21 protein-coding genes are annotated in these 21,487 nt (G+C 63.2%); 18 read left to right on the top strand and 3 right to left on the bottom strand.

Features of this window, described 5'->3' with window-relative positions; all coding sequences use genetic code 11:
* Window positions 1–82 precede the first annotated feature (82 nt).
* The 5 genes from Q4P21_RS02295 to Q4P21_RS02275 all read left to right on the top strand — a co-directional run bounded on the left by Q4P21_RS02295 (window position 83) and on the right by Q4P21_RS02275 (window position 3,799).
* A complete protein-coding gene (locus Q4P21_RS02295; protein ID WP_303387250.1) occupies window positions 83–484 on the top strand; it encodes a GntR family transcriptional regulator in 402 nt (133 codons plus the stop codon).
* Complete coding sequence (locus tag Q4P21_RS02290) at window positions 481–1,425, top strand: ABC transporter ATP-binding protein (protein ID WP_303387249.1); 945 nt, start codon at window positions 481–483, stop codon at window positions 1,423–1,425. Before Q4P21_RS02295 ends, Q4P21_RS02290 begins: the two co-directional genes overlap by 4 nt.
* Window positions 1,422–2,111, top strand: a complete 690-nt coding sequence (locus tag Q4P21_RS02285; protein WP_303387248.1) for a hypothetical protein — start codon at window positions 1,422–1,424, stop codon at window positions 2,109–2,111. Before Q4P21_RS02290 ends, Q4P21_RS02285 begins: the two co-directional genes overlap by 4 nt.
* A 49-nt stretch (window positions 2,112–2,160) precedes the next feature.
* Window positions 2,161–3,159: an exonuclease domain-containing protein gene (locus Q4P21_RS02280; RefSeq protein WP_303387247.1), complete on the top strand. Its 999-nt coding sequence runs from the start codon at window positions 2,161–2,163 to the stop codon at window positions 3,157–3,159.
* Between the two features lie 67 nt (window positions 3,160–3,226).
* Window positions 3,227–3,799 (top strand): DUF4395 domain-containing protein, encoded by a 573-nt coding sequence (locus Q4P21_RS02275; protein ID WP_303387246.1) that lies wholly within the window; start codon window positions 3,227–3,229, stop codon window positions 3,797–3,799.
* Window positions 3,800–3,842: 43 nt separating this feature from the next.
* Here the strand turns inward: Q4P21_RS02275 and Q4P21_RS02270 are convergent, their stop codons facing one another.
* On the bottom strand, window positions 3,843–4,934 hold the full coding sequence (locus tag Q4P21_RS02270) for an ADP-ribosylglycohydrolase family protein (RefSeq protein WP_303387245.1): 1,092 nt from the start codon (window positions 4,932–4,934) through the stop codon (window positions 3,843–3,845).
* Between the two features lie 85 nt (window positions 4,935–5,019).
* Between Q4P21_RS02270 and Q4P21_RS02265 the strand changes: the two genes are divergently transcribed.
* The 8 genes from Q4P21_RS02265 to Q4P21_RS02230 all read left to right on the top strand — a co-directional run bounded on the left by Q4P21_RS02265 (window position 5,020) and on the right by Q4P21_RS02230 (window position 13,635).
* Window positions 5,020–5,376, top strand: coding sequence for a YidH family protein (locus Q4P21_RS02265; RefSeq protein ID WP_207344144.1), 357 nt, complete (start codon window positions 5,020–5,022; stop codon window positions 5,374–5,376).
* Between the two features lie 15 nt (window positions 5,377–5,391).
* On the top strand, window positions 5,392–5,817 hold the full coding sequence (locus Q4P21_RS02260; RefSeq protein ID WP_303387244.1) for a DUF202 domain-containing protein: 426 nt from the start codon (window positions 5,392–5,394) through the stop codon (window positions 5,815–5,817).
* Window positions 5,818–5,887: 70 nt separating this feature from the next.
* Window positions 5,888–6,799 carry an aquaporin gene (locus Q4P21_RS02255; protein ID WP_303387243.1) on the top strand — a complete coding sequence of 304 codons (912 nt, stop codon included), beginning with the start codon at window positions 5,888–5,890 and terminating at the stop codon, window positions 6,797–6,799.
* A gap of 120 nt (window positions 6,800–6,919) precedes the next feature.
* Window positions 6,920–7,282: an SdpI family protein gene (locus Q4P21_RS02250; RefSeq protein WP_303387242.1), complete on the top strand. Its 363-nt coding sequence runs from the start codon at window positions 6,920–6,922 to the stop codon at window positions 7,280–7,282.
* A 72-nt stretch (window positions 7,283–7,354) separates the two neighbouring features.
* Entirely contained in the window at window positions 7,355–8,530 is a 1,176-nt protein-coding gene (locus tag Q4P21_RS02245) for an exonuclease SbcCD subunit D (RefSeq protein WP_303387241.1), read from the top strand.
* Complete coding sequence (locus Q4P21_RS02240; RefSeq protein ID WP_303387240.1) at window positions 8,527–11,613, top strand: SMC family ATPase; 3,087 nt, start codon at window positions 8,527–8,529, stop codon at window positions 11,611–11,613. The genes Q4P21_RS02245 and Q4P21_RS02240 overlap by 4 nt, the downstream gene beginning before the upstream one ends.
* 97 nt (window positions 11,614–11,710) lie before the next feature.
* Window positions 11,711–13,027, top strand: a complete 1,317-nt coding sequence (locus tag Q4P21_RS02235; protein ID WP_303387239.1) for an MFS transporter — start codon at window positions 11,711–11,713, stop codon at window positions 13,025–13,027.
* Window positions 13,028–13,107: 80 nt separating this feature from the next.
* Window positions 13,108–13,635, top strand: a complete 528-nt coding sequence (locus tag Q4P21_RS02230; protein ID WP_303387238.1) for a DUF427 domain-containing protein — start codon at window positions 13,108–13,110, stop codon at window positions 13,633–13,635.
* A 29-nt stretch (window positions 13,636–13,664) separates the two neighbouring features.
* Here Q4P21_RS02230 and Q4P21_RS02225 read toward each other — a convergent pair whose 3' ends face one another.
* Window positions 13,665–14,483, bottom strand: coding sequence for an alpha/beta fold hydrolase (locus Q4P21_RS02225; protein WP_303387237.1), 819 nt, complete (start codon window positions 14,481–14,483; stop codon window positions 13,665–13,667).
* A 77-nt stretch (window positions 14,484–14,560) separates the two neighbouring features.
* On the bottom strand, window positions 14,561–15,958 hold the full coding sequence (locus Q4P21_RS02220) for an amino acid permease (RefSeq protein WP_303387236.1): 1,398 nt from the start codon (window positions 15,956–15,958) through the stop codon (window positions 14,561–14,563).
* A 184-nt stretch (window positions 15,959–16,142) separates the two neighbouring features.
* On the opposite strand from Q4P21_RS02220, the gene Q4P21_RS02215 reads away from it, so the two are divergent.
* The 5 genes from Q4P21_RS02215 to Q4P21_RS02195 form a co-directional block, all read left to right on the top strand.
* On the top strand, window positions 16,143–16,904 hold the full coding sequence (locus tag Q4P21_RS02215) for an NUDIX domain-containing protein (RefSeq protein WP_303387235.1): 762 nt from the start codon (window positions 16,143–16,145) through the stop codon (window positions 16,902–16,904).
* A gap of 116 nt (window positions 16,905–17,020) precedes the next feature.
* Window positions 17,021–18,379, top strand: coding sequence for a quinolinate synthase NadA (gene nadA / locus Q4P21_RS02210; RefSeq protein ID WP_303387234.1), 1,359 nt, complete (start codon window positions 17,021–17,023; stop codon window positions 18,377–18,379).
* Window positions 18,376–20,145, top strand: a complete 1,770-nt coding sequence (nadB, locus tag Q4P21_RS02205; protein WP_303387233.1) for an L-aspartate oxidase — start codon at window positions 18,376–18,378, stop codon at window positions 20,143–20,145. The genes nadA and nadB overlap by 4 nt, the downstream gene beginning before the upstream one ends.
* Complete coding sequence (nadC, locus tag Q4P21_RS02200) at window positions 20,142–21,053, top strand: carboxylating nicotinate-nucleotide diphosphorylase (protein WP_303387232.1); 912 nt, start codon at window positions 20,142–20,144, stop codon at window positions 21,051–21,053. The genes nadB and nadC overlap by 4 nt, the downstream gene beginning before the upstream one ends.
* Window positions 21,054–21,055: 2 nt before the next feature.
* On the top strand, window positions 21,056–21,487 hold a 432-nt coding region (locus tag Q4P21_RS02195), incomplete at its 3' end, for an aminotransferase class V-fold PLP-dependent enzyme (protein ID WP_303387231.1).

The raw sequence follows: 21,487 nt of genomic DNA, 5'->3' as shown, positions 1-21,487 counted from the left end.
GGTTATATGGTTAGTTACATGACTAATGAACCAACGAGGTTGCGGTTGAACTTCACAGTTGATGGACGGAGGAATATCCGCCGTGTTTGATGACAGCAAGCCGATCTTTGTGCAGATCGCCCAAATGGTTGAAAACGACATTGTGGACGGCCTCCTCGCCGAGGAAGCCCAAGTGCCCTCCACCAACGAGTTTGCAGCCTTCCACCGGATCAATCCCGCCACGGCAGCCAAAGGCGTCAACCTCCTTGTCGACGACGGAATCCTTTACAAGAAGCGAGGAATTGGCATGTTTGTTGCCACCGGAGCCCGGGCCGTCCTTGTGGGCCGGCGCCGAGAAGACTTCTATGAACAATTCGTGCGGCCGCTGGCGCGCGAAGCCCGCAAACTGGGCATCGACAACAATCAGCTCACAGCAATGCTGACCCGCGAAGCCGAAGCAGGACTTGCCGATGCAGGCACCGGAACCAAGAAGGGAACGTCATGAACACGCCAATAGTCCAAGTAGAAGACCTTTGTAGAAGCTACCGCGACGTCAAAGCGCTTGATCACGTCAGCCTCACCCTTGAACAGGATAAAATCTACGGGCTGTTGGGCCGCAACGGCGCCGGCAAGACCACCCTCATGTCCATGCTCACGGCGCAGGGATTCGCCAGTTCCGGCTCGGTGCTCGTGTTCGGCGAGGCTCCCTATGAGAATGAAAGGGTGCTGCGCCGGATCTGCTTTATCCGCGAATCGCAAAAGTACCCTGACGACTTCAAGCCGCTGCACGCCTTCAAAGCTGCGGCGCTGTTCTACAAGAACTGGGACAACGACCTGGCACTGAGCTTGGCTCAAGATTTTCAACTTCCCATGAAGCGCCGTATCAAGAAGCTTTCCCGCGGCCAGCTTTCGGCCGTGGGCGTCATCATCGGCCTGGCCTCCCGGGCGGAACTGACGTTCTTTGACGAACCCTACCTGGGCCTTGACGCCGTGGCCCGGCAGTTGTTCTACGACCGTCTGCTGGCCGACTATTCGGAGTTTCCCCGCACCATTGTGCTGTCCTCCCACTTGATCGATGAAGTGGCAAACCTGCTTGAACACGTCATCATCATCGACAACGGCCGGATCATTGTCGACGACGACGCCGAGAACATCCGCGGTCAGGCCGTCAACGTGGCAGGCACCGCAGCCAGAGTCGAGGCCTTTACAGCAGGACGGACAATCCTGCACCGCGAACAGCTCGGAGCGCTGCAGTCCGTCACCCTGGACGGCGCATTGAGCACGGCAGAACGCCGTGAAGCGCAGGAGCTGGGCCTTGAAATAGGCTCGGTCTCGCTGCAGCAGTATGTCATTAGAAAAACGCTCGACGCCGGGCTGTCGCCGGGCGGTGCCCACCAGGGCGCACAGGAATCGGGCAGCAAAAACCGGACGGGAGTGGCACGATGAACCGCGCAATGGCAGTTGCCAGGATGCAACTCATCAACAAATGGACTTTTCTGGGCATACCGGCCGTCATCATCGGCGGCTCGTTCCTGCTCAGCCTCGTGATCTTTGCGCTAATCCCCAACTCGGTGGGCGTGAAGTACTCCGGCGCAGGCCAGGCCGTCATGTGGTATTTCTTCGGTCTCGGCATCCAGTCCCTGACCCTGTCCTTCCCCTTCTCCCAAGGCCTGAGCGTGAGCCGAAGGAACTTCTTCCTGGGCACCGTGGGACTGTTCACGGTCCTGGCCGCGGCCATCTCGGCCCTGTATGTGATCCTTGGCATCGTGGAGACGGCAACGAACGGATGGGGCCTGCAAGGGCGCATGTTCGCCATCTCGTGGGTGGCCGACCGGTCCTGGTTCGTCCAGTGGTTCTTTTACTTTGTGCTCATGATGTTTCTGTTCCTGCTGGGATTCTGGGCAGCCACCGTCTACAAGCGCTGGCAGGCCACGGGGGTCCTCGTCATGACCCTGTCGTTCGCTGTATTGGTGGTCGCAGCCGTTGCACTGATCACGTGGCAGGGCTGGTGGCCAGCTGTCGGGGCCTGGCTGATCACACTCACTCCGTTGTCACTGGGCGCCCTGGCCTTCGCATTCGTGCTCATCCTGGGCTTCGCGGCTTTTTCCACCCTTCGCCGCGCCACCCCCTAGCTGGCGGGCTGGCTGGCAGCTTGTCATGGCGGGGGAGTAACCTTGCAGGGTGGCTCTGGACTTTACTGCAATCGATTTTGAAACCGCCAACGGATTTAGGGGCTCGCCCTGCTCCGTGGGTTTGACGAAGGTACGCGGCGGGGTGGTGGTCGACGAGGGTTATTGGCTGATGCGCCCGCCCGAGGGCCACGACCACTTTGACTCACGCAACATCACCATCCACGGCATCACGCCCGACGATGTCAGCACGGCCCCGCGCTTCAAGGACGTCTTCCCTGAGGTGCACAATTTCATTGGCACCGATGCGCTCGTGGCACACAACGCGGCCTTTGACATTGGGGTGATCCGCTCCGCCGCAGAGGTCTCGCACATGCCTTCACCGTCTTTTGACTATGCATGCACTGTGATTCTTTCCCGTAGGAACTATGCACTGCCCTCGTACTCACTGCCGTTTGTGGCTGAGGCGGCCGGGGTGCCGCTGCTCAACCACCACGACGCCACCGAGGATGCCCGCGCCTGCGCCGGCATCATGGTGGACATTGCCGCCAAGCACGGCTCGGGCAGCGTCCGGGAAGTATTTGGTGCGATGAAACTGGCCATGCCGCACGTGGACGCCTACGACCCCTCGCGTGACGGGCTATCCAAGGCCACCCGCTCTGCGCTGCAAAAAATGGCGGAGCTGAAGGCTGGGATTGCCGCTGGAACAGCCCGTACAGGCCGTTCCAGCTGGTCCACCGAAGGTCCCAACCCCGTGCCGAACCCGCTTGCAGACGCCTTACACCCCTTGTACGGGCAGACGGTGGTGTTTACCGGAGATCTCGGCCTGGGCAGGCCCGAAGCCAAGGTCCGGGCGGCAGGCCACGGTGCGCAGTGCGCCAGCAGCGTCACCCTGAAAACCACGGTGCTGGTGGTGGGCAGCGGCTTCACTGCCAGCGACTTACGCAGCGGCAGGCTCACCTCCAAGGCGCACAGGGTGTTGGAACTCCAGCGCCGCGGGCAGGGCATTGAGGTGCTCTCTGAAGGTGAGTTCATGCAGATGGTCGGGTAGCGGCCCGTTCCGTCATGCTGCGCAACAATCCTTCAGCCCGGACGCTGGGGCGTCTTACTGTGAGTTTATGAGCCAGCAAACCTGCCCCGCCGTCAGCTTCGCCTCATCCACGGACATCAGCCAGCTTCCGGATGTGGTCCAGGTTCCCCGCATCGGCAGGCTCCAGCGAATATTCGCCTTCCCCAACCCTGTGAACGAACATGCTGCCAGGTTCACCGCCGGCATTGTGGTGGCTCTTGCGTTGGTGGCCGTGGTGGCCCGGCTTGACTGGTTGGTGGCCGTCATTGCCGCGGGTTTCGTGCTCCGAGTGGCCTTTGGGCCGCGTATTTCCCCTGCCGCGCTGCTGTCTGTGAACGTGCTGGCTCCGCTCGTGGGTGAGCCCAAGCTCGTTCCCGGGCCGCCGAAGCGTTTTGCCCAGGGCATCGGGGCCGTGTTGTCGATCGTGGCGTTCTGCCTGCTCATGGCCGGGCTTTCACTGGCGGGCTGGACGCTGATCCTGACACTGGTGGTGGCCGCCTCGCTGGAAGCGTTCATCGGACTGTGCGTCGGCTGCGTCATTTTCGGCCTGCTGCAGCGCCGCGGCCTCATCCCGGCCAGTGCCTGCGAGGAATGCGCCAACTTCAGCCTGCGAAAGCGCTGAGCCTGCTCACCGGCGCCTATTCGCCAGCCTTGCTTAGCTGCGGCTATTCCCCTGTGGTGAGTTTGATGAACTCGGCCCCAAGGTGGTGGATGAGATGCGGGGCCTCGGACAGTGTCAACCACGACGGCGGCAGAGCAGCTTCTCCGTGCAGCGCACCAAGGATGTTCCCGGCGATGGCGCCGGTGGAGTCGGAGTCCCCACTGTGGTTGACGGCCAAACGCACTGCGTCCAGGAAGTGCTGCACCGGGGAAACACCCTGTCCGCCGGTGACCAGTACGCAATAAAGGGCTACGGCGAGGGCTTCTTCCGCCACCCAGCCCAGCCCCAACGCCTCGGTGAGGGAATCACCGGACAGTGGATCGCCGTCGTGCGTGGAAAGAGTGAGCGCCGCCTCCAACCTGGCCAGCAGGTCGACATCGGCGGAGCGCTCGGCGGCGGCACGGTCGCGGGCGGATTCGGCGGCGGCCCGCAGTGGCAGGCCCGCAATGACGAGTTGATGGATGAGCCAGCTGAACGCGCCGGAACTCTGCCGGGCGGACGGGTGGCCGTGGGTCAAGGACGCGGCGTTGAAACTCATCTTGTAGACGGTTTCGGCGTCTATGTTGGGCAGTAGGCCGTAAGGGGCTGAGCGCATGACGGTCCCACAGCCCTTGGAATCGGGGTTCACGGGGCGGGCTGTGGTGCCCATCTCGCCCGTGGACAAACCGGTGAGGCAGGCGTTGCCGGGGTGGCGCTGGTGGTGGAGCACGCTTTGGGTATCGATCCAGCGCGGTGCCTGCTCGGGAGCGTGCCCGGCGGCCTGGACACCCTGGGTTTTGAGCCAGCGCAGGTAGGCCAGCCACTGGCATGCGTTGAGGTCTGCACCGACGCCGTCCTTGGCCCATTCCAGCACGTCAAGGAGGCCGTCGAGGGTGTACAGCGTCATTTGCGTGTCATCGGAAAAGTGGACGGGGTCCGGGGACTGGCTCAGGTCGAACAGCAGCGACGGGCCATACTTGGCATTGATTTGTTCCAACGAGTCAAATTCCACGAGGTAGCCGAAGGAATCACCCAGTGCCCCGCCCATGAGGGTGCCCTGGACGCGGCTGGGAAAGCTGGCAGGCGAAGATGCGCGGGTCGGCGCTGCATTGTTCATGCCTCCAATTTACCGTCCAAGGGAGGCGGTGGGATGCGCAGTAGACTCATGTTTGGACAATCAGCACCCACGAACGAGGAGATCCATGCGCGAGCCTGCTTGGAGAAGAGCCGGCAAGACCCCGGACTACCGGTTTTCGCTCGCAAATGAGCGGACATTTCTGGCATGGGTGCGCACGGCGCTGGCCCTGCTCGCCGGAGCTGTGGCCATCGACCAACTGGCGCCGGAAATCGCCCCGACGGTGGTTCGCATCATCTTGTGCATGGTGCTGGCCATCATTGGTGCGGTGCTGGCCATTGTCAGCTACCGGCGCTGGGCGCACCAGGAGCAGGCCATGCGCAATGATGCAGAACTTCCGCACTCCTGGCTGCTTTTGGGCATGACGGTGGTGGTGTCCGTTGCGGCCATCATCTTCGCCGTCCTGATTTTGGTCCGTCCTTAACTTGGGTTCCCCAGCGTGAGTTTAGAAGGCGCAGGCGCGGGTGCGACGCCGCCGCCGGCCAGGGATCCCGGGCTGCAGCCCGAGCGTACGGCACTGTCATGGCGGCGAACGATCATGAGTGCAGTCATTGCCGACCTGTTGATCTGGCGCGGCTGGGCCGTGTCGCTGACACGCGAAGGGTCGGCCGCCGTCCCCGGGCTGTTTACCCCCGGCCACTCCGCCCATATCATCGGACTGGGCGCGTGCGCAGTGGTGGCCAGCCTCATGACGATAGTCCTGGTTGTGTGTGCCGCCAGCCGGATCCGCATGCTTCATGCCGGCGTTGGCGTGCTGGAGGCTGAAGAGCATATTGCCCCACCGGCTCTTATGTTACGTACAGCATCGGCCGCTATAGTTGCGCTGGCTGCGGCCGCCGTCGTGGCATTGTTGCTGGGGTTTTAGGCTCCTGCAGTGCCCCTGAGCCGCATCCACGGCAGCTATTTTTGATTTCCACGAAAAGGATCTTCACACCATGACTACATCCGGAACGGCAGTGGCGAGTGCCACAGCCCAGGCCACGGCCACAACCACGGAGCAGGCCTACCCGCTGAGCACCCGAGTTGCCATTGAAGGGTTGGGCAGCTTTTTCATCGTCTTTGCCGGGCTCGGCATGGCGCTCTTCAGCTCCGGAGGGGCCGGCACCACGGTGGGCTTCGCCTACGGACTTGCCATGGTCGCCGCGATCATCTCCTTCGGGCACATCTCCAACGGCTACTTCAACCCGGCATTCTCGCTGGGCATGGCCGTGGCAGGTAAGTTGAAGTTCTCCGCGATGGCGCTGTACATCGTGGCCCAGACGGTGGGCGCTCTGCTCGCCTCGGTCGTGTGGCTGGCGTTGATGAAGGTCATGCCCGCCGGTGCCACCCCGGAAACATCCAAATTGTTCGGTGCACTGGCCAACGGCTTTGACGCGCATTCACCGTCGCAGGTGCCCATGGTGGGCGTGCTGATCGTGGAAATTGTTGCCGTTGCAGCCCTGACCGCCATGATCCTGGGTGTCACCTCCGCACGCAACAAGACGACCCTGGGTCCCATCGCCATCGGCCTGGCCTTCGCCGTGGCCGTGAGCATCACGATGCCGTTGAGCAATGGATCCCTGAACCCGGCCCGTGCCACCTCCGTCGTGTTCCTGGCTGACTCCTGGGCCCTTGGCCAGCTGTGGCTGTTCTGGCTGGCCCCGCTGTTTGGTGCCGCCCTGGCTGCTGCCATCTTCCGCTCCTTCGCCCCCACGAAGGTTCCTACAGTTTCCGTGCCGGTTGGGTTTGCCGCCCTGACGGACGACGCCGATGCTGTCGCCGACGCTGTTGTCATCGCCCCGGCCCCGGCGGCTGCGCCGGAGGCGGCAAACGACGCCCAGGCATTCTTCGACGCCCCGAAGAAGTAGCACCGCAGCCCTCGATCAGCGGGGGCAGCCCGCCTGACAGCCCGCACACGGCGGCCGAAAACTTGTTTCGTTTTCTGGCCCCCGGTGCGGGCTGTTGGCATTCAAAGCTACTGTTGGAGGATGTTAATCCTTTCCCTCCTTCTGCTTGCCATCTGCTCTCTAGGGATTGCTGCTGCGAACCACGCCTGTGCCAGTGGGCGGATCAAGATGAACCCATGGTTGGGCATTCGCACGAGCAAAACCATGGTGAATGAGGTCACCTGGCAGGCAGGACACCGCGCAGCAGTGCAACCGATGTGGGTCAGCGGCATCGCCGCCGCAGCCATCTCCCTAGCCGGGCTGCTGTTCCTCGATTCACCTGGTACGCAAACCGTTATGGCGCTCATGGCCTGCGCCCTGTTGCTGGTCGCAGTGATTTATGGGGCTAGGGTGGCCAATGTTGCCGCAGCGCAGGCGCTTGTGGTGGAAAAGCCCCGTCGCTAGAATCCCCGCACACTCTCACTGCATCGAGGGCTCAATCCTCGAATGTCGGTGGCCTCCGCTAGCGTAAGTAGCATGAAGCTTCTCCACACCTCAGACTGGCACTTGGGCAGGTCGTTCCATGGCGTTGGCACGCTGGCCGCGCAACAGCGTTTCGCCAACCAACTCCTGGACACCGTCACAGCGGAAAACGTCGATGTTGTCCTCGTCTCCGGTGACGTCTATGACCGCGCACTGCCCGGTGTGGATGTGGTGAACCTCTTCGATGACATCCTTGCCCGGCTCAGTGCCGCCGGCGTGCAGGTGGTTGTGACCAGCGGCAATCACGACTCAGCCGCACGCTTGGGCTTCGGCGGGCGGCTGCTTGAACGTGCCGGAGTGCATTTGCGCACCCGGCTTTCCGATCTGGACACCCCCGTCCTGCTGCCGCTGCAAGCCGGCAGCGACAGAGTCGGTGGTGCGCAGGTGGCCATCTACGGCATCCCCTTCCTTGAACCCCGGCTGGTGGCCGAAGAACTGGGTCTGGAAAATGGCACCCACTTCAGCGTCACCGAAGCGGCCGTGAACCGCATCGGCACAGATCTTGACACCCGGGCCCCGGGGACGGCCTCGGTGGTGCTGGCCCACACGTTTGCCAGTGGTGGCCTCACCTCCGCCAGCGAACGTGAACTGTCCATTGGGGGAGTCGGGGCGGTGCCGTTGGATCTCTTTGACCGCTTTAGCTACACGGCGCTGGGACATCTGCACGGCCCGCAGACGTTGAGTGAAAAGGTGCGGTATTCAGGTTCCCCTCTCCCGTATTCGTTTTCCGAAGCCAGCCACACTAAAGGGGCCTGGTTGCTGGAAATCACCGAAGACGGTCTGGGTGAGGTACGGAAAGTGGTGTGGGCGCCGGAGCGGGCGTTGAGCGTTTTGAGCGGCAAACTTGATGACCTCCTCACCGCCGAAAAGTGGGCGTTCGCACAGGATCACTACTGCCAGATCACGCTCACCGACAACGACCGTCCGGAACTGGCCATTGAGCGTCTGCGTACCCGTTTCCCCAACACCCTCGTGTTGATGTTCGCGCCAGAGATCGAGCGGGAGGCGCAGCGACAAAGCTACGGCGCCCGCATCGCCAAGGCCGCCAACGAGTTGGAACTGTGCTGCGGTTTCCTTGACCATGTGCGCCACCGCGGTGCGAGCGACGCCGAACAACAAGTGTTGCGCGAGGCCCTGGCCCGTGTGCGGGAACAGGAGAGCGCACTGTGAGGATCCACCGGTTGGAAATACAGGCCTTCGGCCCCTTTGCAGGGCGTGAAGTGGTTGACTTTGACCAGTTGGGAGCCCAGGGGCTGTTTCTCCTCAACGGTTCAACGGGTGCTGGCAAGACCAGTGTTCTGGACGCCATTGCGTATGCACTCTACGGCAGGGTGCCGGGCGCGCGGCAAGGCGCCCAGGCACAATTGCGCAGCCACCATGCAGCTGAGGGCGTGGGACCTGAGGTGGTGTGTGAATTCAGTGCTGGCGGGCGGCGCCTGGAAGTGCGGCGCAACCCGGAATGGATGCGCCCGCTCAAGCGTGGAACTGGGACCACCAAGGAACAGGCGAGCACCCATCTGCGTGAAAAAACCGATGGTGAATGGGTAGTGAAGTCCACCCGCAACGACGAGGCCGCCGCCGAGATTCAAGCCCTGCTGGGGATGAACATGGCCCAGTTCACCAAGGTTGTGTTGCTGGCGCAGGGAGACTTTGCAGCGTTTCTGCGAGCAAGCGCCGAGGAGCGCCAAGTGCTGCTGCAAAAGCTCTTTGGCACAGACATCTACAAGGACCTCGAAGTTCGCCTGGCCAATGACTCCAAGGCTGCCCAAGCCGAAGTTGCGGTAGGGCTGAGTCAGCTGGCGGCAACCGAACAGCTGGCCCGCAGCCAGAGTGCAGCAGTGCTGGCTGAAGGGGACACCGGGGAAACTGAAGCCGAAGCTGATGCGCCAACTGACGAGGAATCAGTGGACAGCATGCAACTGCGCGGCTTGGAGCTGTTCGCCTGGCTCAACGGCCAACTCGCCCCGGCCATGGAACGCAGCAGCCAGGGGGCGCAGAAAGCCCAACAGCACTCCGATGATTTGGTCCAAGCCCTTCAGGACGCGCAAGCGCGGCGCAGCCGGCACACGGCGCTGGCAGCGGCGGTCGCCGAAAAGGCAAGGCTGGCAGCCCTTGCCGGGCAAGCGCTGCAATGGCGCCACCAACAAGAGCAGCACCATGGCGCACAGGTGTTGGCGCCCGTGCTGGCTGCAGCGGCCATGGCCGGCAAGGCGGAGGCACTGGCGAACGCCCGCGCTGCGACTGCCGCGGTGGACTTTGACGCAAACGAACTTGCTGCGACCATGCTGGGCAAACCGGCAGCTGCGGCCAGCGAGCAAGCCCTTGAACGCCTCGACCGCGAACTGACGGGCAAGATTGCCGCAGTCAATACCGCGCTGCCCGAAGAAGGCAGACACAGCCAAAAATGTGCTGCGCTCACGAAGAATGAAAAGGACCTGGCGCGAGTCCTCAAGCTGCAGGACAAGCAAGCGGGCGCCGTTGCCGCTTCCAGCACACGGCTGGCCCTGGTGCAGGAGAGGCAGGAAGAACTCCACCAAGCAGGCCACAATGTGGAGCATGCTGCCCAAGGTGCCGCGCAGGCCGTGCAACGTGTCACCGCCATTGAGGAATACCAGCTCCAGAACACTGCGGTGACCGAATTGGCGGCCGCTCATGAGCTGGCCCGTGAAAAAGCCTTGAACGCCAAGGAGAGCTGGCTTGAGGCCTTCAACCGCAGACTCAGCCAGGCAGCGGGAGAGTTGGCCGCCACCCTGGTGGATGGGGAACCATGCCAGGTGTGCGGAAGCCTCGTGCATCCGGCACCGTCGCCGCTGGCCGGTGCCGGTGCCGACCTCGTCAAGGCGGAGAAAGCCGCCAAGCAAGCTTTTGACACCGGGGAAGCGCTGGCCAGTACGGCCCGCACCCAGCTCGCCGAAGCCAGGAACACCCTCGCGGTCCTGACCGAACGCGGTGGTGCCGGTGAGCTGGGAGAGGCACGGGAAGCCGTCGCACTTAAGAAGTTGGCGCATAAGAACGCCACCGCGGCCATTGCGGAGCTGAGCACCCTGAATGCGGAGGCCATAGAGCTGCAAAAGCGTATTCAAGACGCGCAGCAGGACGTCGTGGCAGCCGCTGGCGAAGCAGCTTCGCTGCGCACCGGCCAAGTGGCGCTGGCGGAAGAAATCGCGGCATTGGAAGAACATCTCACACAGGTCCGCGACGGCTACCAGTCCTTGGCGCTGCGCCTTGCAGCACTGACCCACGCCCAGGCACTCGTTGAGACGCTGCTGCAAGTGGTGCGCCACCGCACCACTGTGCAGGCTGCCGCGAAAGAGGCCGCCGTTGCGCAGGAACAGGCGCTCGCAGGCTCAGTGTTTGAGGATGTGGAGGCGGTGCAGGATGCAATTCTGACTCCCGCTGCGGCAGCAACCCTGGAGAAGGACATCAAGGACTATGCGCGTGCGGTTGATGTCAATGCGGACAGGCTGGCCGCTGCGGACGTCGCAGCCGCGCAAAAGGAAGTGGAAGCGAACATTGCAGCACCCACGGAAACTGACCTCGAGGTGTTGGCGGGTGAGGCGAAGCTTGCCCTGACCCAGGCCCGGGCAGCGTCCTTGAAGCTGGGGATGACGCGGTCGGCAGCGGACCAGGTCGCCGCCACTGAAACTGCGTTTATGGCGCTGGAGGCGGCTGTTGCCCCGCTGTGGGAGAAGGCCCAGCTGGTGGAGGGTCTCGCAGCTGCCGTCCGCGGGCTGGGGGACAACAAATTGAAGATGACGCTGAGCAGCTATGTCCTTGCCGCACGTCTGGAACAAGTTGCAGAGGCGGCATCCGTGCGTTTGGCCACTATGAGCGATGCCCGCTACACGCTGCGTCACAGCGATGCGAAATCCGGGAACAAGAAGTCGGGGCTCGGCCTGGAAGTGGTCGATGAGTGGACAGGTATCAGCCGGGACACGGCAACGCTGTCAGGTGGGGAGTCGTTCATGGCGTCATTGGCACTGGCTTTGGGACTTTCGGATGTGGTGCAGTACGAATCCGGTGGGCTGGACATTGAGACATTGTTTGTTGACGAAGGCTTTGGCAGCCTTGATGAACAATCGCTGGAGCAGGTCATGGAGGCCTTGGAAGGCTTGCGCGACGGCGGGAGGGTCGTGGGGCTGGTCAGTCACGTGGCCGAGATGAAACAGAGAATTCCGATGCATTTGCACGTTCACAAGGGCCGGAATGGTTCCACCTTGGAGCTGAGCATGGCGGGGGCGGGAGGGTCGTAGACGGTAGACTGGGCGGGACTTTGCCTGGCCGTGTGCCGGAACGTGAAATCGGCGTGTGAAAACCGCGCGGCCCAAGCAAGAAACTTTAGAAAGACAGTTGAGTCCCTCGACCTCCCCGCAAGCACCCGTGTCCGCCGCCCCTGCCGTCAAGGGGGGCCGCTATTCCGTGCTGCCACAATTGGCTGGCAACGGCTACATTCCCTTGGGTCTCTTTGCCCGGGTTCCGCTGGCCATGCTGACCATCGGTGTGCTGACCATGGTCACTTTTGTCAGCAGTTCCTACGCCATCGGCGGTTTTGCGGCCGGTTGCATCGGCTTGGGAGCGGCCGTCGGAGCGCCGGTGGTGGGCTATCTGGCCGACCGCCTGGGGCAGAAGCGGGTGCTGCTGGTCGCTGCCTTGGTGAATGCCGTGCTGGTGGGGGCCGTGGTGTTCCTCTCCTATACATTGCTGCCGGAAAGCGGGGCCAGGGTCACGGACGGGGCAACGGTGGTGGTGCTGCTGACGGCGCTGCTGGCCGGAGGCAGCTCCCCTCAGGTTGGCCCGCTGTCCCGGGTGCGCTGGATGGCGTTGAGCAAAAAGCTCCCCGCGAAGGAACAGGGACCCATGGTGGATACCGCGCTGTCCCTGGAAGGCACCGCCGATGAGGTGACGTTCGTATTGGGGCCGGCGCTTGTCGGCCTGCTCGCGTCCCTTGTGGCGCCGTGGCTGCCGCTTGTTCTGGCCGCCGCCATGACCGCGGTCCTTGTGTCACTTTTTGCCCTGCACCCGACGGCGGAGCTGGTCAATGCCAAGTCGGCCGTCGGCAGCATCGTGGGCAACGCCGGCTACGTGTCCAAGGAACGGCCCAACTGGTTCCTGGTGGCAGTGCCAGTAGCGGGAATGGTGTGCATGGGAACATTCTTTGGTTCCGCCCAAACAGCGTTGACGGCCTTTACGGGCGTGCATGGTTCAGTGGACCAGGCCGGGCTGATGTACGCCATCATGGGCGCAAGCTCAGCGGTGACCGCACTCTCGGTGGCCTACTGGCCGGCCACTTTTAGCAACGCGTGGCGCTGGGTGCTGACGGGTGGCCTGATGGCGGCCGGGAGTCTGGCATTCTTGGCCCCTTCCACCCTCGGCCAGATGGTGTGGGTGCTGCTGTTGGTCGGGCTTCCGGTGGGGCCCGCCATGGTGACAATTTTCAGCGTTGGCAGCGTCGTAGCGCCGCCGCAGTGGATGGGCACGGTGATGACAGTGCTCGCGAGTGGCATCGTTGGGGGTACGGCGTTGGGCTCTGCCTTGTCCGGTGCGCTGGCCCAAAGCTCCGGCTACCATGCGGCGTTCATAGTGCCGATTGCGGCCACGACAGCCTTATTTTTATTGGGCATTGTTGCCGCAGTGGTCTTGCGGCGCCAGCTCGCAAGGGTCCACTAGCCTGGCACGGGTCTGACGGCGGCAACTCAGTCTCCCGGAGTTCACAGCAGCATCCCAGCGGAGGATGGCAGGATTCGCACATGACTGATAAGCAGAGTTTTCCCGGCTTTTTCCGGCGCCCCAAGCCCATCAAGCCCGAAGCTGGCCAGGAATCAGTCTGGGACTACCCGCGGCCGCCACGGGCAGAGCCACGGTTCGAACGTGTGGTTGTAAGACTCGGAGGGCAGGTTATTGTCGACACCACCGATGCCGTGCGCGTCCTGGAGACGAGCCATCCGCCGGTGTACTACATGCCGTTGGACGCCTTCCCAGCAGGTGTGCTCGTCCCGGTTCAGGGCACCAGCTTCTGTGAGTTCAAAGGGGAAGCACACTACTTCGATGTTCGTGCCGGGGGAGTGCGCGTTCCGCGTGCAGGGTGGACATACCCGGAACCTTCGCGGGGTTTCGAGGCGCTCAGTAGTCGGGTTGCCCTTTATCCCGGCCACATGGATTCCTGCGAGGTCAACGGCGAACAGGTGACCTTCCAAGCCGGTGACTTCTACGGTGGTTGGATCACCAAGAACGTTGTGGGACCGTTCAAGGGCGGCCCGGGCACTGCCGGGTGGTAAGTACGCCGCACATGATCATGACGACTTGATCAGGCCAGGAAGCTGATCGCCGCTTCCTTGAACTCGCGCGACGTCACCGTGTTGTTGTGCGTGCGGCCCGCGATGACCAGTTGCTGGGAATCCGGGCTCAAGGCAGCCAGCCTGCTCATGCTGCGGGCCCGCTCGTCCAGCTCTCCCGCCACCAGCAGGATGGGCATGTCCGGCACAGCGTCAGTGGGATCGAAGGGTTCCATTTTCACGGCTTGGACAAGTGCCAGCAGGGCAAACGTGTCGTTGGAGGGAACCACCTGTGCCATGTTCAAAAGCCATGCGGTGGATCTATCGGCGATGGGGGTGCCGTCGTTCAGGAAGTCCTGCGCAGCCCGAAGGTCAAAATCGGCCAGTGGATCCTCCGGGTTGGGACCGCCCAACACCATTCTGCGCACCATTTCCGGCTGGGTGGCGCCAAACTCCCACGCGAGCCGTGATCCGAGTGAATATCCAATGAGGTCGACGCCGCTGGTGGGGTCGCCGTCCGTCAGCGGGCGGACGCCTTCATCGAAAAGGATCTGTAACAAATCGGCGCGGATTTTACCGGGCGTGTACGAGTCAAGATCATACGGGGACAGGCTGCGGCCATGCCCCGGCAGGTCAACACTGATGACACGGCGTCCGGCCTGGTTCAGTGCCTTCACCCAGCCGGTCTTGACCCAGTTCAGCTCCACCGAAGAGGCGAATCCATGGATGAGGAAAACCGGCGGCAGCGCGGCGGGGGTCTCGCTCTCAAAAGCCATCACGTGCAGCCCCGGAACCCCGCCTTCGATGCGGTGGGGAGTCGCTTCTGCCGTGTGCTTGCCAGGGGAAACCATTGCCGAACCTTTCCCGCGGTGGACAGTGCCGCCGTCGTACATCAACAATAGCGAAAACTACCCCGCAGCGGGTGCGCCTAGCTGCGTTCGGCGGCCGAGCTTTGCTGGCGCTTGTGCGAGACCTTGCTGAGTATGGCAATGGCGGCAACCAAGCTGAACGTGCTCAAAAGCTGGCCACGACCCGCGGGGTCGCTGAAGCCCACGGCAAAGATGGCCAGTAAAAGCACCAGACCGGCCAGTGTCAGCCAAGGGAAGCCGCGCATGCGCAAGGGAAGGGCGGTGCCGTCCCTGTCGGCGCGGCGGCGCAGGATGAACTGTGAAAGCAGGGCCGAGCCCCAAATGATCAGGCAGGTTGAGCCCACCAGGTTCAGCAGAACCTTCAGGACGGTGTCGGGGTAAAGCAGTTCCCAGACGACCGTCACAAAGCCGAAGGCCACTGAAACGGCGACGGCGGCAACCGGGACGAATCGTGCGTTCGTGCTGGAGAAGATCCGCGGTGCCTGCGCACGCTCCGCCAGCGAATAGATCATGCGGGAGGCGCCGTACAGGTTCGCGTTCAGTGCCGAGAGCAGGGCGGCCACGGCAACCAGGGTGATCACGGTGCCGGCCCAGGGAAGCCCGGCAACGTTCAGCACTCCGGCAAAGGGTGAGAGCAGTGCCTCTGACGTCCACGGCAGCACCACGGCAATGATGAAGATGGAGCCGACGTAAAATACCAAGATCCGCCAGACAACGGTGCGGACCGCCACGGCCACGCTGCGTTCTGGGTTGATTGTTTCGGCCGCCGCGACGGCGACAATTTCGGTGCCACCAAAAGCGAAGGCCACGACAAAGAGCGCGCTGGCGATGCCCGCCATGCCTGTTGGGGCGAATCCACCGTGGGAGAAGAGGTTGTCAAGGCCAGGAGATGCTGCTCCGGGGATAATTCCCAGCAACAAGGCAATGCCGAACGCGAGGAACAGCACAATGGCACTGACTTTCAACAGCGCAAACCAGAATTCAAATTCGCCATAGTTCTTCACTGAGGTCAGGTTCACGATGGTAAAGACAACCATGAAGATCAACGTCAGTGCCCATGCTGGCAGCACAGGCCAAATGGTGACGAGCAGGTGTGCGGCGCCGAGTGCTTCCGCGGCAATCACCACCACGAGCTGCAACCACCACAACCAGCCCACCGTGGCGCCGGCGACCGTGCCCATGGCCTTTTCCGCATACACGGAGAACGCCCCTGAATTGGGATTGGCGGCCGCCATTTCACCCAACGCCCACATGACCAAAATGATCAGTGTGCCAGCTACCAGATAAGAGATCAGGACGGCAGGACCGGCCATCATGATGCCCTCGCCTGAACCGAGGAAGAGTCCTGCACCAATGGCACTGCCCAGGCCCATCATGGTCAGCTGGCGCTGCTTGAGCGAGTTGCCCAGTCCGGTGGTGTTGGGCGCGGCTGTGGCAGCGGCGGTTTGTTGCTTCATGAAAGGGATGGCCTTCTTTAGTGGTGGCGGCCGCTTGTGCCGCGGAGGTGGGAGGTCTGTTCCCTGTCAAGAATTATCCCCCATGCGCCACTGTGAATAAAGCCGGCCACACAGTTCGGACACCTTGCTGGGAAATTGGATTTGTATAGTGGCCCGGTACGTCGTAAAATCAGTTGTAGTCAAAATGACTCTAACTAAGAAGGTGGGGTGTACGACCATGGTGGGGACGCAATTCGTCAGCGCAGCAAACATTAGCGAGCGCCTTGTCCAGCCCCCGGCGCTGGCCATCTCCACCGTGATCTTCGCCCTGCGGCCCAGCGAAGACAGTGACCGGCTTTCCCTGTGGTTGCCCCTTGTGCGGCGTATCCGCGAACCGTTCAAAGACCAGTGGGCATTGCCCGGCGGGCCCCTCACCCAGGCGGATTCCCTGCTTGACGCAGCCGCCAGGAACCTGCAGGACACCACAGGGTTGGCGCCAAGCTACCTGGAGCAGCTGTACGCCTTTGGCGGGCTGCACCGTTCCCCCAGCCAGCGGGTCGTTTCGATTGTGTATTGGGCCCTGCTTGCCTCCACCGAAGCGGAACAGGCGCAGGAGTCCGAGAACGTGAAGTGGTTTCGTGCGGACGGTCTGCAAACACTGGCCTTTGACCACAACAAGATTGTTGATTACGCATTGTGGCGGCTCCGGAACAAGATGGCCTACGGCTCCATCGCCTACCATTTCCTCGGCGAAAAGTTCACGCTGGCGCAGGTGCGTGAGGTGTATGAGGCCGTGTTGAACCGCAGCGTGGACCCGGCCAACTTCCGCCGGCAACTCAAGCAAACTCCCCACATTGAACCCACCGAAGAATTCCTTCAGGGAGGCAAGCACCGCCCGCCCCGCCTCTACCGCTACGCCGGAGACCCCCACGCGGACCACTCCGGAGATCCTCCCTCCAGCCTCTAACCGTGCCGGGATCCCGGCAACTTCATTCAGCGCCCCACATCTTCAGCGCTCTCATATTCTCTGCAACTCATCGTCACCGCCCCACACATCCACTGCCTCACACCTTGGAGCAAGCCATGTCTTCCGTGAACAACACCATCCAGCTGATCACCCGTGAGCAGGCCCTGCCCGTGGGCGTGCCCGGTCGCGCCCAGGAGAGCTGCGACGACGACCTGGCCCAGGGCCCCTGGGAATTCGATTTGGCCGAGGCACTCGCCGGTATCCCCGGCTATGGCCCCGGTGCGTCCAATGAGGACATCGCCCCAGCCGCCACACCGCAACAGGGGCAGCTGCCGCAGGAGTACAAGGACGCGTCCGACGCCGAGCTTGAGTCCCGCATTCTCGCCGCGAAGGCGGAACTGGGGGAACGCGTCGTCGTGCTGGGGCACTTCTACCAGCGCGATGAGGTGGTGCAATTTGCCGACTTTGTGGGGGACTCCTTCCAACTGGCCAACGCCGCGAAGAACCGCAAGGAGGCCGAAGCGATTGTTTTTTGCGGCGTGCACTTCATGGCCGAGACTGCCGATATGCTCTCCGGAAGCCACCAATCGGTGATTCTTCCCAACCTGGCTGCGGGCTGTTCCATGGCCGACATGGCCGATTTGCCGTCGGTGGAGGCGTGCTGGGCGGAGTTGGAGGCCCTGTATGGCACCGAGCCCGACGCCGACGGCCGGGTGCCTGTCATCCCCGTCACGTACATGAACTCCTCGGCGGCGCTGAAAGCGTTTTGCGGCGAGCACGGCGGGATCGTGTGCACGTCCTCCAATGCCTCGACGGTGCTCGAATGGGCTTATGAGCGCGGGCAGCGTGTCCTGTTCTTCCCCGACCAGCACCTGGGACGCAACACGGCCAAGGCGATGGGGATTGCGCTGGAGCACATGCCGCTGTGGAATCCGCGGATGCCCTTGGGCGGGAACAGCGAACAGGTCATGCAGGATGCCAAAGTGGTGCTGTGGCAGGGATTCTGCTCGGTCCACAAGCGTTTCACGGTGGCCCAGATCGAGCAGGCACGCGTGGATTTCCCGGGCGTGCGCGTGGTGGTCCACCCGGAGTGCCCCATGGAAGTGGTGGACGCCGCGGACGAGGCCGGCTCCACCGACTACATTCTCAAGGCAATCCAGGGCGCCCCGGACGGCACCACATTCGCCATCGGCACCGAGATCAACATGGTGAACCGTTTGGCCGCGCAGTACCCGCAGCACACCATCTTCTGCCTGGACCCGGTGATCTGCCCCTGTTCTACCATGTACAGGATCCACCCCGGCTACCTGGCCTGGGTGCTGGAAGGCTTGGTCGCGGGTGTGGTGCACAACCAGATCACGGTCCCGGAAGCAACCGCCGTCAACGCACGCATTGCCCTGGAACGGATGCTCGCGGCCCTGCCAAAGATCACTGAGCCCAAGACGACTGAGCCTAAGACAGCCGCAAGCGCATGAGCAATTCACACCTGATCGTTGTGGGCAGCGGCATCGCAGGGCTCTACGGCGCGTTGCTGGCCGCAGAGTCCGGAATGCGCGTGAGCGTTGTCAGCAAGGGCGCACTGGAGCAGAGCAACACCCACTTCGCCCAGGGCGGCATCTGTGCCGTGCTGGGGCCGGGGGAGGCCGCGCCCGGGGACTCGGTGGAGGCCCACATTGCGGACACGCTTACGGCAGGGGCGGGTCAATGCAACAAGGAAGCGGTACGGATCCTTTGCACGGAGGCTGCCGGCGACATTGCCGCACTTGAACGCTTTGGCGTTGTTTTTGACCGGAACAGCGACACGGGGCGCCGTGCACTGGGGCTCGAGGGCGCCCACTCGGCAGCGCGCATTCTGCACGCGGGCGGTGATGCAACTGGTGCGGCCATCGCCGACGGGCTGATTAGCGCAGTACACGACGCAGTTGATCTGGGTACCATCTCCATCCTCGAGCACGCATTCGTGCTGGACTTAATGCTCCGCCATGGCCGTGTCACCGGTGTCAGCCTGCTGGCACCGGACGGAGATGTCCAGAAGTTGCACGGTGACGCTGTTCTGCTGGCCACAGGGGGCGCCGGTCAGCTCTTCGAATTCACCACCAATCCCTCCGTGGCCACAGCCGACGGCCTGGCAGCGGCTTGGCGTGCCGGAGCCGACGCAACCGACCTTGAATATTTCCAATTTCATCCCACCGCACTGGCTGTGGGAGGAAACTTCCTGATTTCCGAAGCGGTCCGGGGAGCCGGTGCAGTGTTGCGCGACAGGCACGGTGAACGCTTCATGCCCCGGTACCACCACGAGGGCGACCTTGCCCCCCGCGACGTGGTTTCCCGCAGTATTGCAGCCCACCTGATCAGCATCGGCGCAGTCGCCGGAGAAACGGTCTTCCTGGATGCAACGGGCGTGGAGGCAGCCAACGGAGCAGGCTACCTGGCACGGCGGTTCCCCACCATCGATTCCACCACCCGCACGCTCGGCTTTGACTGGACCCGCGACTGGCTGCCCGTCACACCCGCAGCCCACTACTGGATGGGCGGGGTGTCGACGGATCTGAAAGCCCGTACCTCCTTACCAGGCTTGTTCGCAGCCGGAGAGGCGGCATGCACGGGCGTGCACGGAGCCAACCGGCTGGCTTCCAACTCGCTGCTTGAGGGACTGGTCTTCGGCCGGCGCGCCGTGCAGGCCTTCCTCACCTCCACCACGGAGACACCCGACCGGTCCGACACTCCGGTGGCTGTCCCTGCGCTGGCTGTCCGTCGGGAGGATATCCATGCCGTGGCTCAAGAATTGCAGTTGACGCCCTCTGGCGCAGCCGAACAAGCTCCCCCTTCCCGTGAGGCACTGCAACGGCTGATGAGTTCACATGCCGGAGTGGTCCGTGACGCAGACGGTCTCCGTCGCGCGGCAAGCCAAATCGCCACATGGCGGTCGCAGCCCAAGGCAGCAACAGCCACGGGCGTGCCAACCTTGGACGTGCAAGCCGCGGATGTGGCAACACCCGCCGACGCACGGTCCGCCGCCGAGTTCGAGAACCTCCTCTTGGCCGCTGAGCTGCTGGTGCACGCCGCCCTGGCCAGGGAAAACTCCGTTGGCGCCCATCATCGCAGCGACTTCCCGGAACCGCCGGCAGCCGGGAGGCCCGCGGACACCAGCTCCACCGCCGGCACTTCCACTTCCGGCACAGCTTTGAATCCTTCCCACCTTTGCACCAGCCTTCCCATCCTTGAAAGCGAAACCGTATGAACGCCGTCGAACTTGTCCCTTCAGTCCACAACGCCACGGTGCAGCTGCCAACCCTTCCGGGCGCAATTGTGGAGAACATCCTGCGCATGGCGTTTGTTGAGGACGCACCGTACGGTGACATCACCTCGGCCACGCTGCTGCCAGCGACGGCAAGGGCCACGGCCTGGTTGGTGGCCCGCGAACCCGGCATCTTCTCCGGCGGGGACGTGTTTACGGCAGCCATGACGATGCAGGATCCGGACGCCGACGTGGAGCAGTTGGTCGCCGAGGGGCAGCAGTTCGCAAGAGGGGAGCGGCTCATGCGTGTGGCGGGTCTGGCTCGCGGAGTACTCACGGCCGAGCGCATCGCGCTGAACCTGACCCAACGCATGAGCGCGATTGCCACCCAGACGGCCGAGTACGCCAAGCTCATTGAGGGCACCAAGGCCCGCGTCACCGACACGCGCAAGACCACCCCCGGGCTGCGCGCACTGGAACGCTACGCCGTGCGCTGTGGGGGAGGACACAACCACCGCTTCTCGCTCTCCGACGCGGTGTTGGCCAAGGACAACCACCTGGCCGTGCTCACCGGCGGCGATGCTTCCAAGCTCATGGAGGCGCTCGCAAGTGTGCGGGCACAACTGCCGCACACCGTCCACTTCGAGGTGGAGGTGGACGCGATCGAACAGATCGAACCCGTGCTGGCCGCCGGTGTGGACACCATCATGCTCGACAACTTCAGCAACGCCGAGCTCGTGGAAGGCGTGGCGATTGTCAACGGCCGCGCGCTGGTGGAAGCCAGCGGAAACGTGAATCTGTCCACCATCGCCGGCATTGCGCGCACCGGGGTGGACATCATCTCCGTCGGCGCACTGACCCACAGCGTGCGCGCCTTGGACCTGGGCCTGGACATCGCCATCGAGGCCTGAGCATGATCTTCCTTGATGCCGCCGCCACCACGCCCGTGCGCCGTGAGGTGATTGAGGCGATGTTCCCGTTCCTGACCAATCAATTCGGGAACCCCTCCAGCCACCACAGCTTGGGGGAGCAAGCCGCTGCAGCACTGTCCAGCGCCCGTGAGAAGGCTGCAGCGGTGCTGGGCTGCCATGCCGAGGAACTGACCTTCACCTCCGGCGGCACGGAGGCGGACAACCTGGCGCTGAAGGGGATCGCCCTGGCCCGGCGTGCAGCCGACCCCCGCCGCAACCGCGTGGTGATCAGTGCCATTGAACATCCGGCCATCGCTGATTCTGCGGACTATCTACGCCGCATCCACGGTTTTGTTCTCGATGTAGTGCCGGTGGACGCCCATGGGCTCGTCGATCCACGGGTCTTCGCCGCCGTCCTGGCCGGGCATCCCGAG

Source organism: Arthrobacter sp., assembly GCF_030540645.1.
In the GTDB taxonomy this organism is placed as follows: Bacteria; Actinomycetota; Actinomycetes; order Actinomycetales; family Micrococcaceae; genus Specibacter.
The sequence above is the reverse complement of the archived record's forward strand: the minus strand, read 5'-3'. Positions and strand labels throughout refer to the sequence as shown.

Excerpts from the sequence above, each read along its gene's own strand:
- nadC (WP_303387232.1), top strand. The coding sequence starts at position 20,142 with ATGAACGCCGTCGAACTTGTCCCTTCAGTCCACAACGCCACGGTGCAG.
- nadB (WP_303387233.1), top strand. The coding sequence starts at position 18,376 with ATGAGCAATTCACACCTGATCGTTGTGGGCAGCGGCATCGCAGGGCTC.
- Q4P21_RS02285 (WP_303387248.1), top strand. The coding sequence starts at position 1,422 with ATGAACCGCGCAATGGCAGTTGCCAGGATGCAACTCATCAACAAATGG.
- Q4P21_RS02230 (WP_303387238.1), top strand. The coding sequence starts at position 13,108 with ATGACTGATAAGCAGAGTTTTCCCGGCTTTTTCCGGCGCCCCAAGCCC.
- nadA (WP_303387234.1), top strand. The coding sequence starts at position 17,021 with ATGTCTTCCGTGAACAACACCATCCAGCTGATCACCCGTGAGCAGGCC.
- Q4P21_RS02245 (WP_303387241.1), top strand. The coding sequence starts at position 7,355 with ATGAAGCTTCTCCACACCTCAGACTGGCACTTGGGCAGGTCGTTCCAT.
- Q4P21_RS02225 (WP_303387237.1), bottom strand. The coding sequence starts at position 14,483 with ATGGTTTCCCCTGGCAAGCACACGGCAGAAGCGACTCCCCACCGCATC.
- Q4P21_RS02220 (WP_303387236.1), bottom strand. The coding sequence starts at position 15,958 with ATGAAGCAACAAACCGCCGCTGCCACAGCCGCGCCCAACACCACCGGA.
- Q4P21_RS02255 (WP_303387243.1), top strand. The coding sequence starts at position 5,888 with ATGACTACATCCGGAACGGCAGTGGCGAGTGCCACAGCCCAGGCCACG.
- Q4P21_RS02215 (WP_303387235.1), top strand. The coding sequence starts at position 16,143 with ATGACTCTAACTAAGAAGGTGGGGTGTACGACCATGGTGGGGACGCAA.
- Q4P21_RS02290 (WP_303387249.1), top strand. The coding sequence starts at position 481 with ATGAACACGCCAATAGTCCAAGTAGAAGACCTTTGTAGAAGCTACCGC.
- Q4P21_RS02250 (WP_303387242.1), top strand. The coding sequence starts at position 6,920 with ATGTTAATCCTTTCCCTCCTTCTGCTTGCCATCTGCTCTCTAGGGATT.
- Q4P21_RS02265 (WP_207344144.1), top strand. The coding sequence starts at position 5,020 with ATGCGCGAGCCTGCTTGGAGAAGAGCCGGCAAGACCCCGGACTACCGG.
- Q4P21_RS02275 (WP_303387246.1), top strand. The coding sequence starts at position 3,227 with ATGAGCCAGCAAACCTGCCCCGCCGTCAGCTTCGCCTCATCCACGGAC.
- Q4P21_RS02270 (WP_303387245.1), bottom strand. The coding sequence starts at position 4,934 with ATGAACAATGCAGCGCCGACCCGCGCATCTTCGCCTGCCAGCTTTCCC.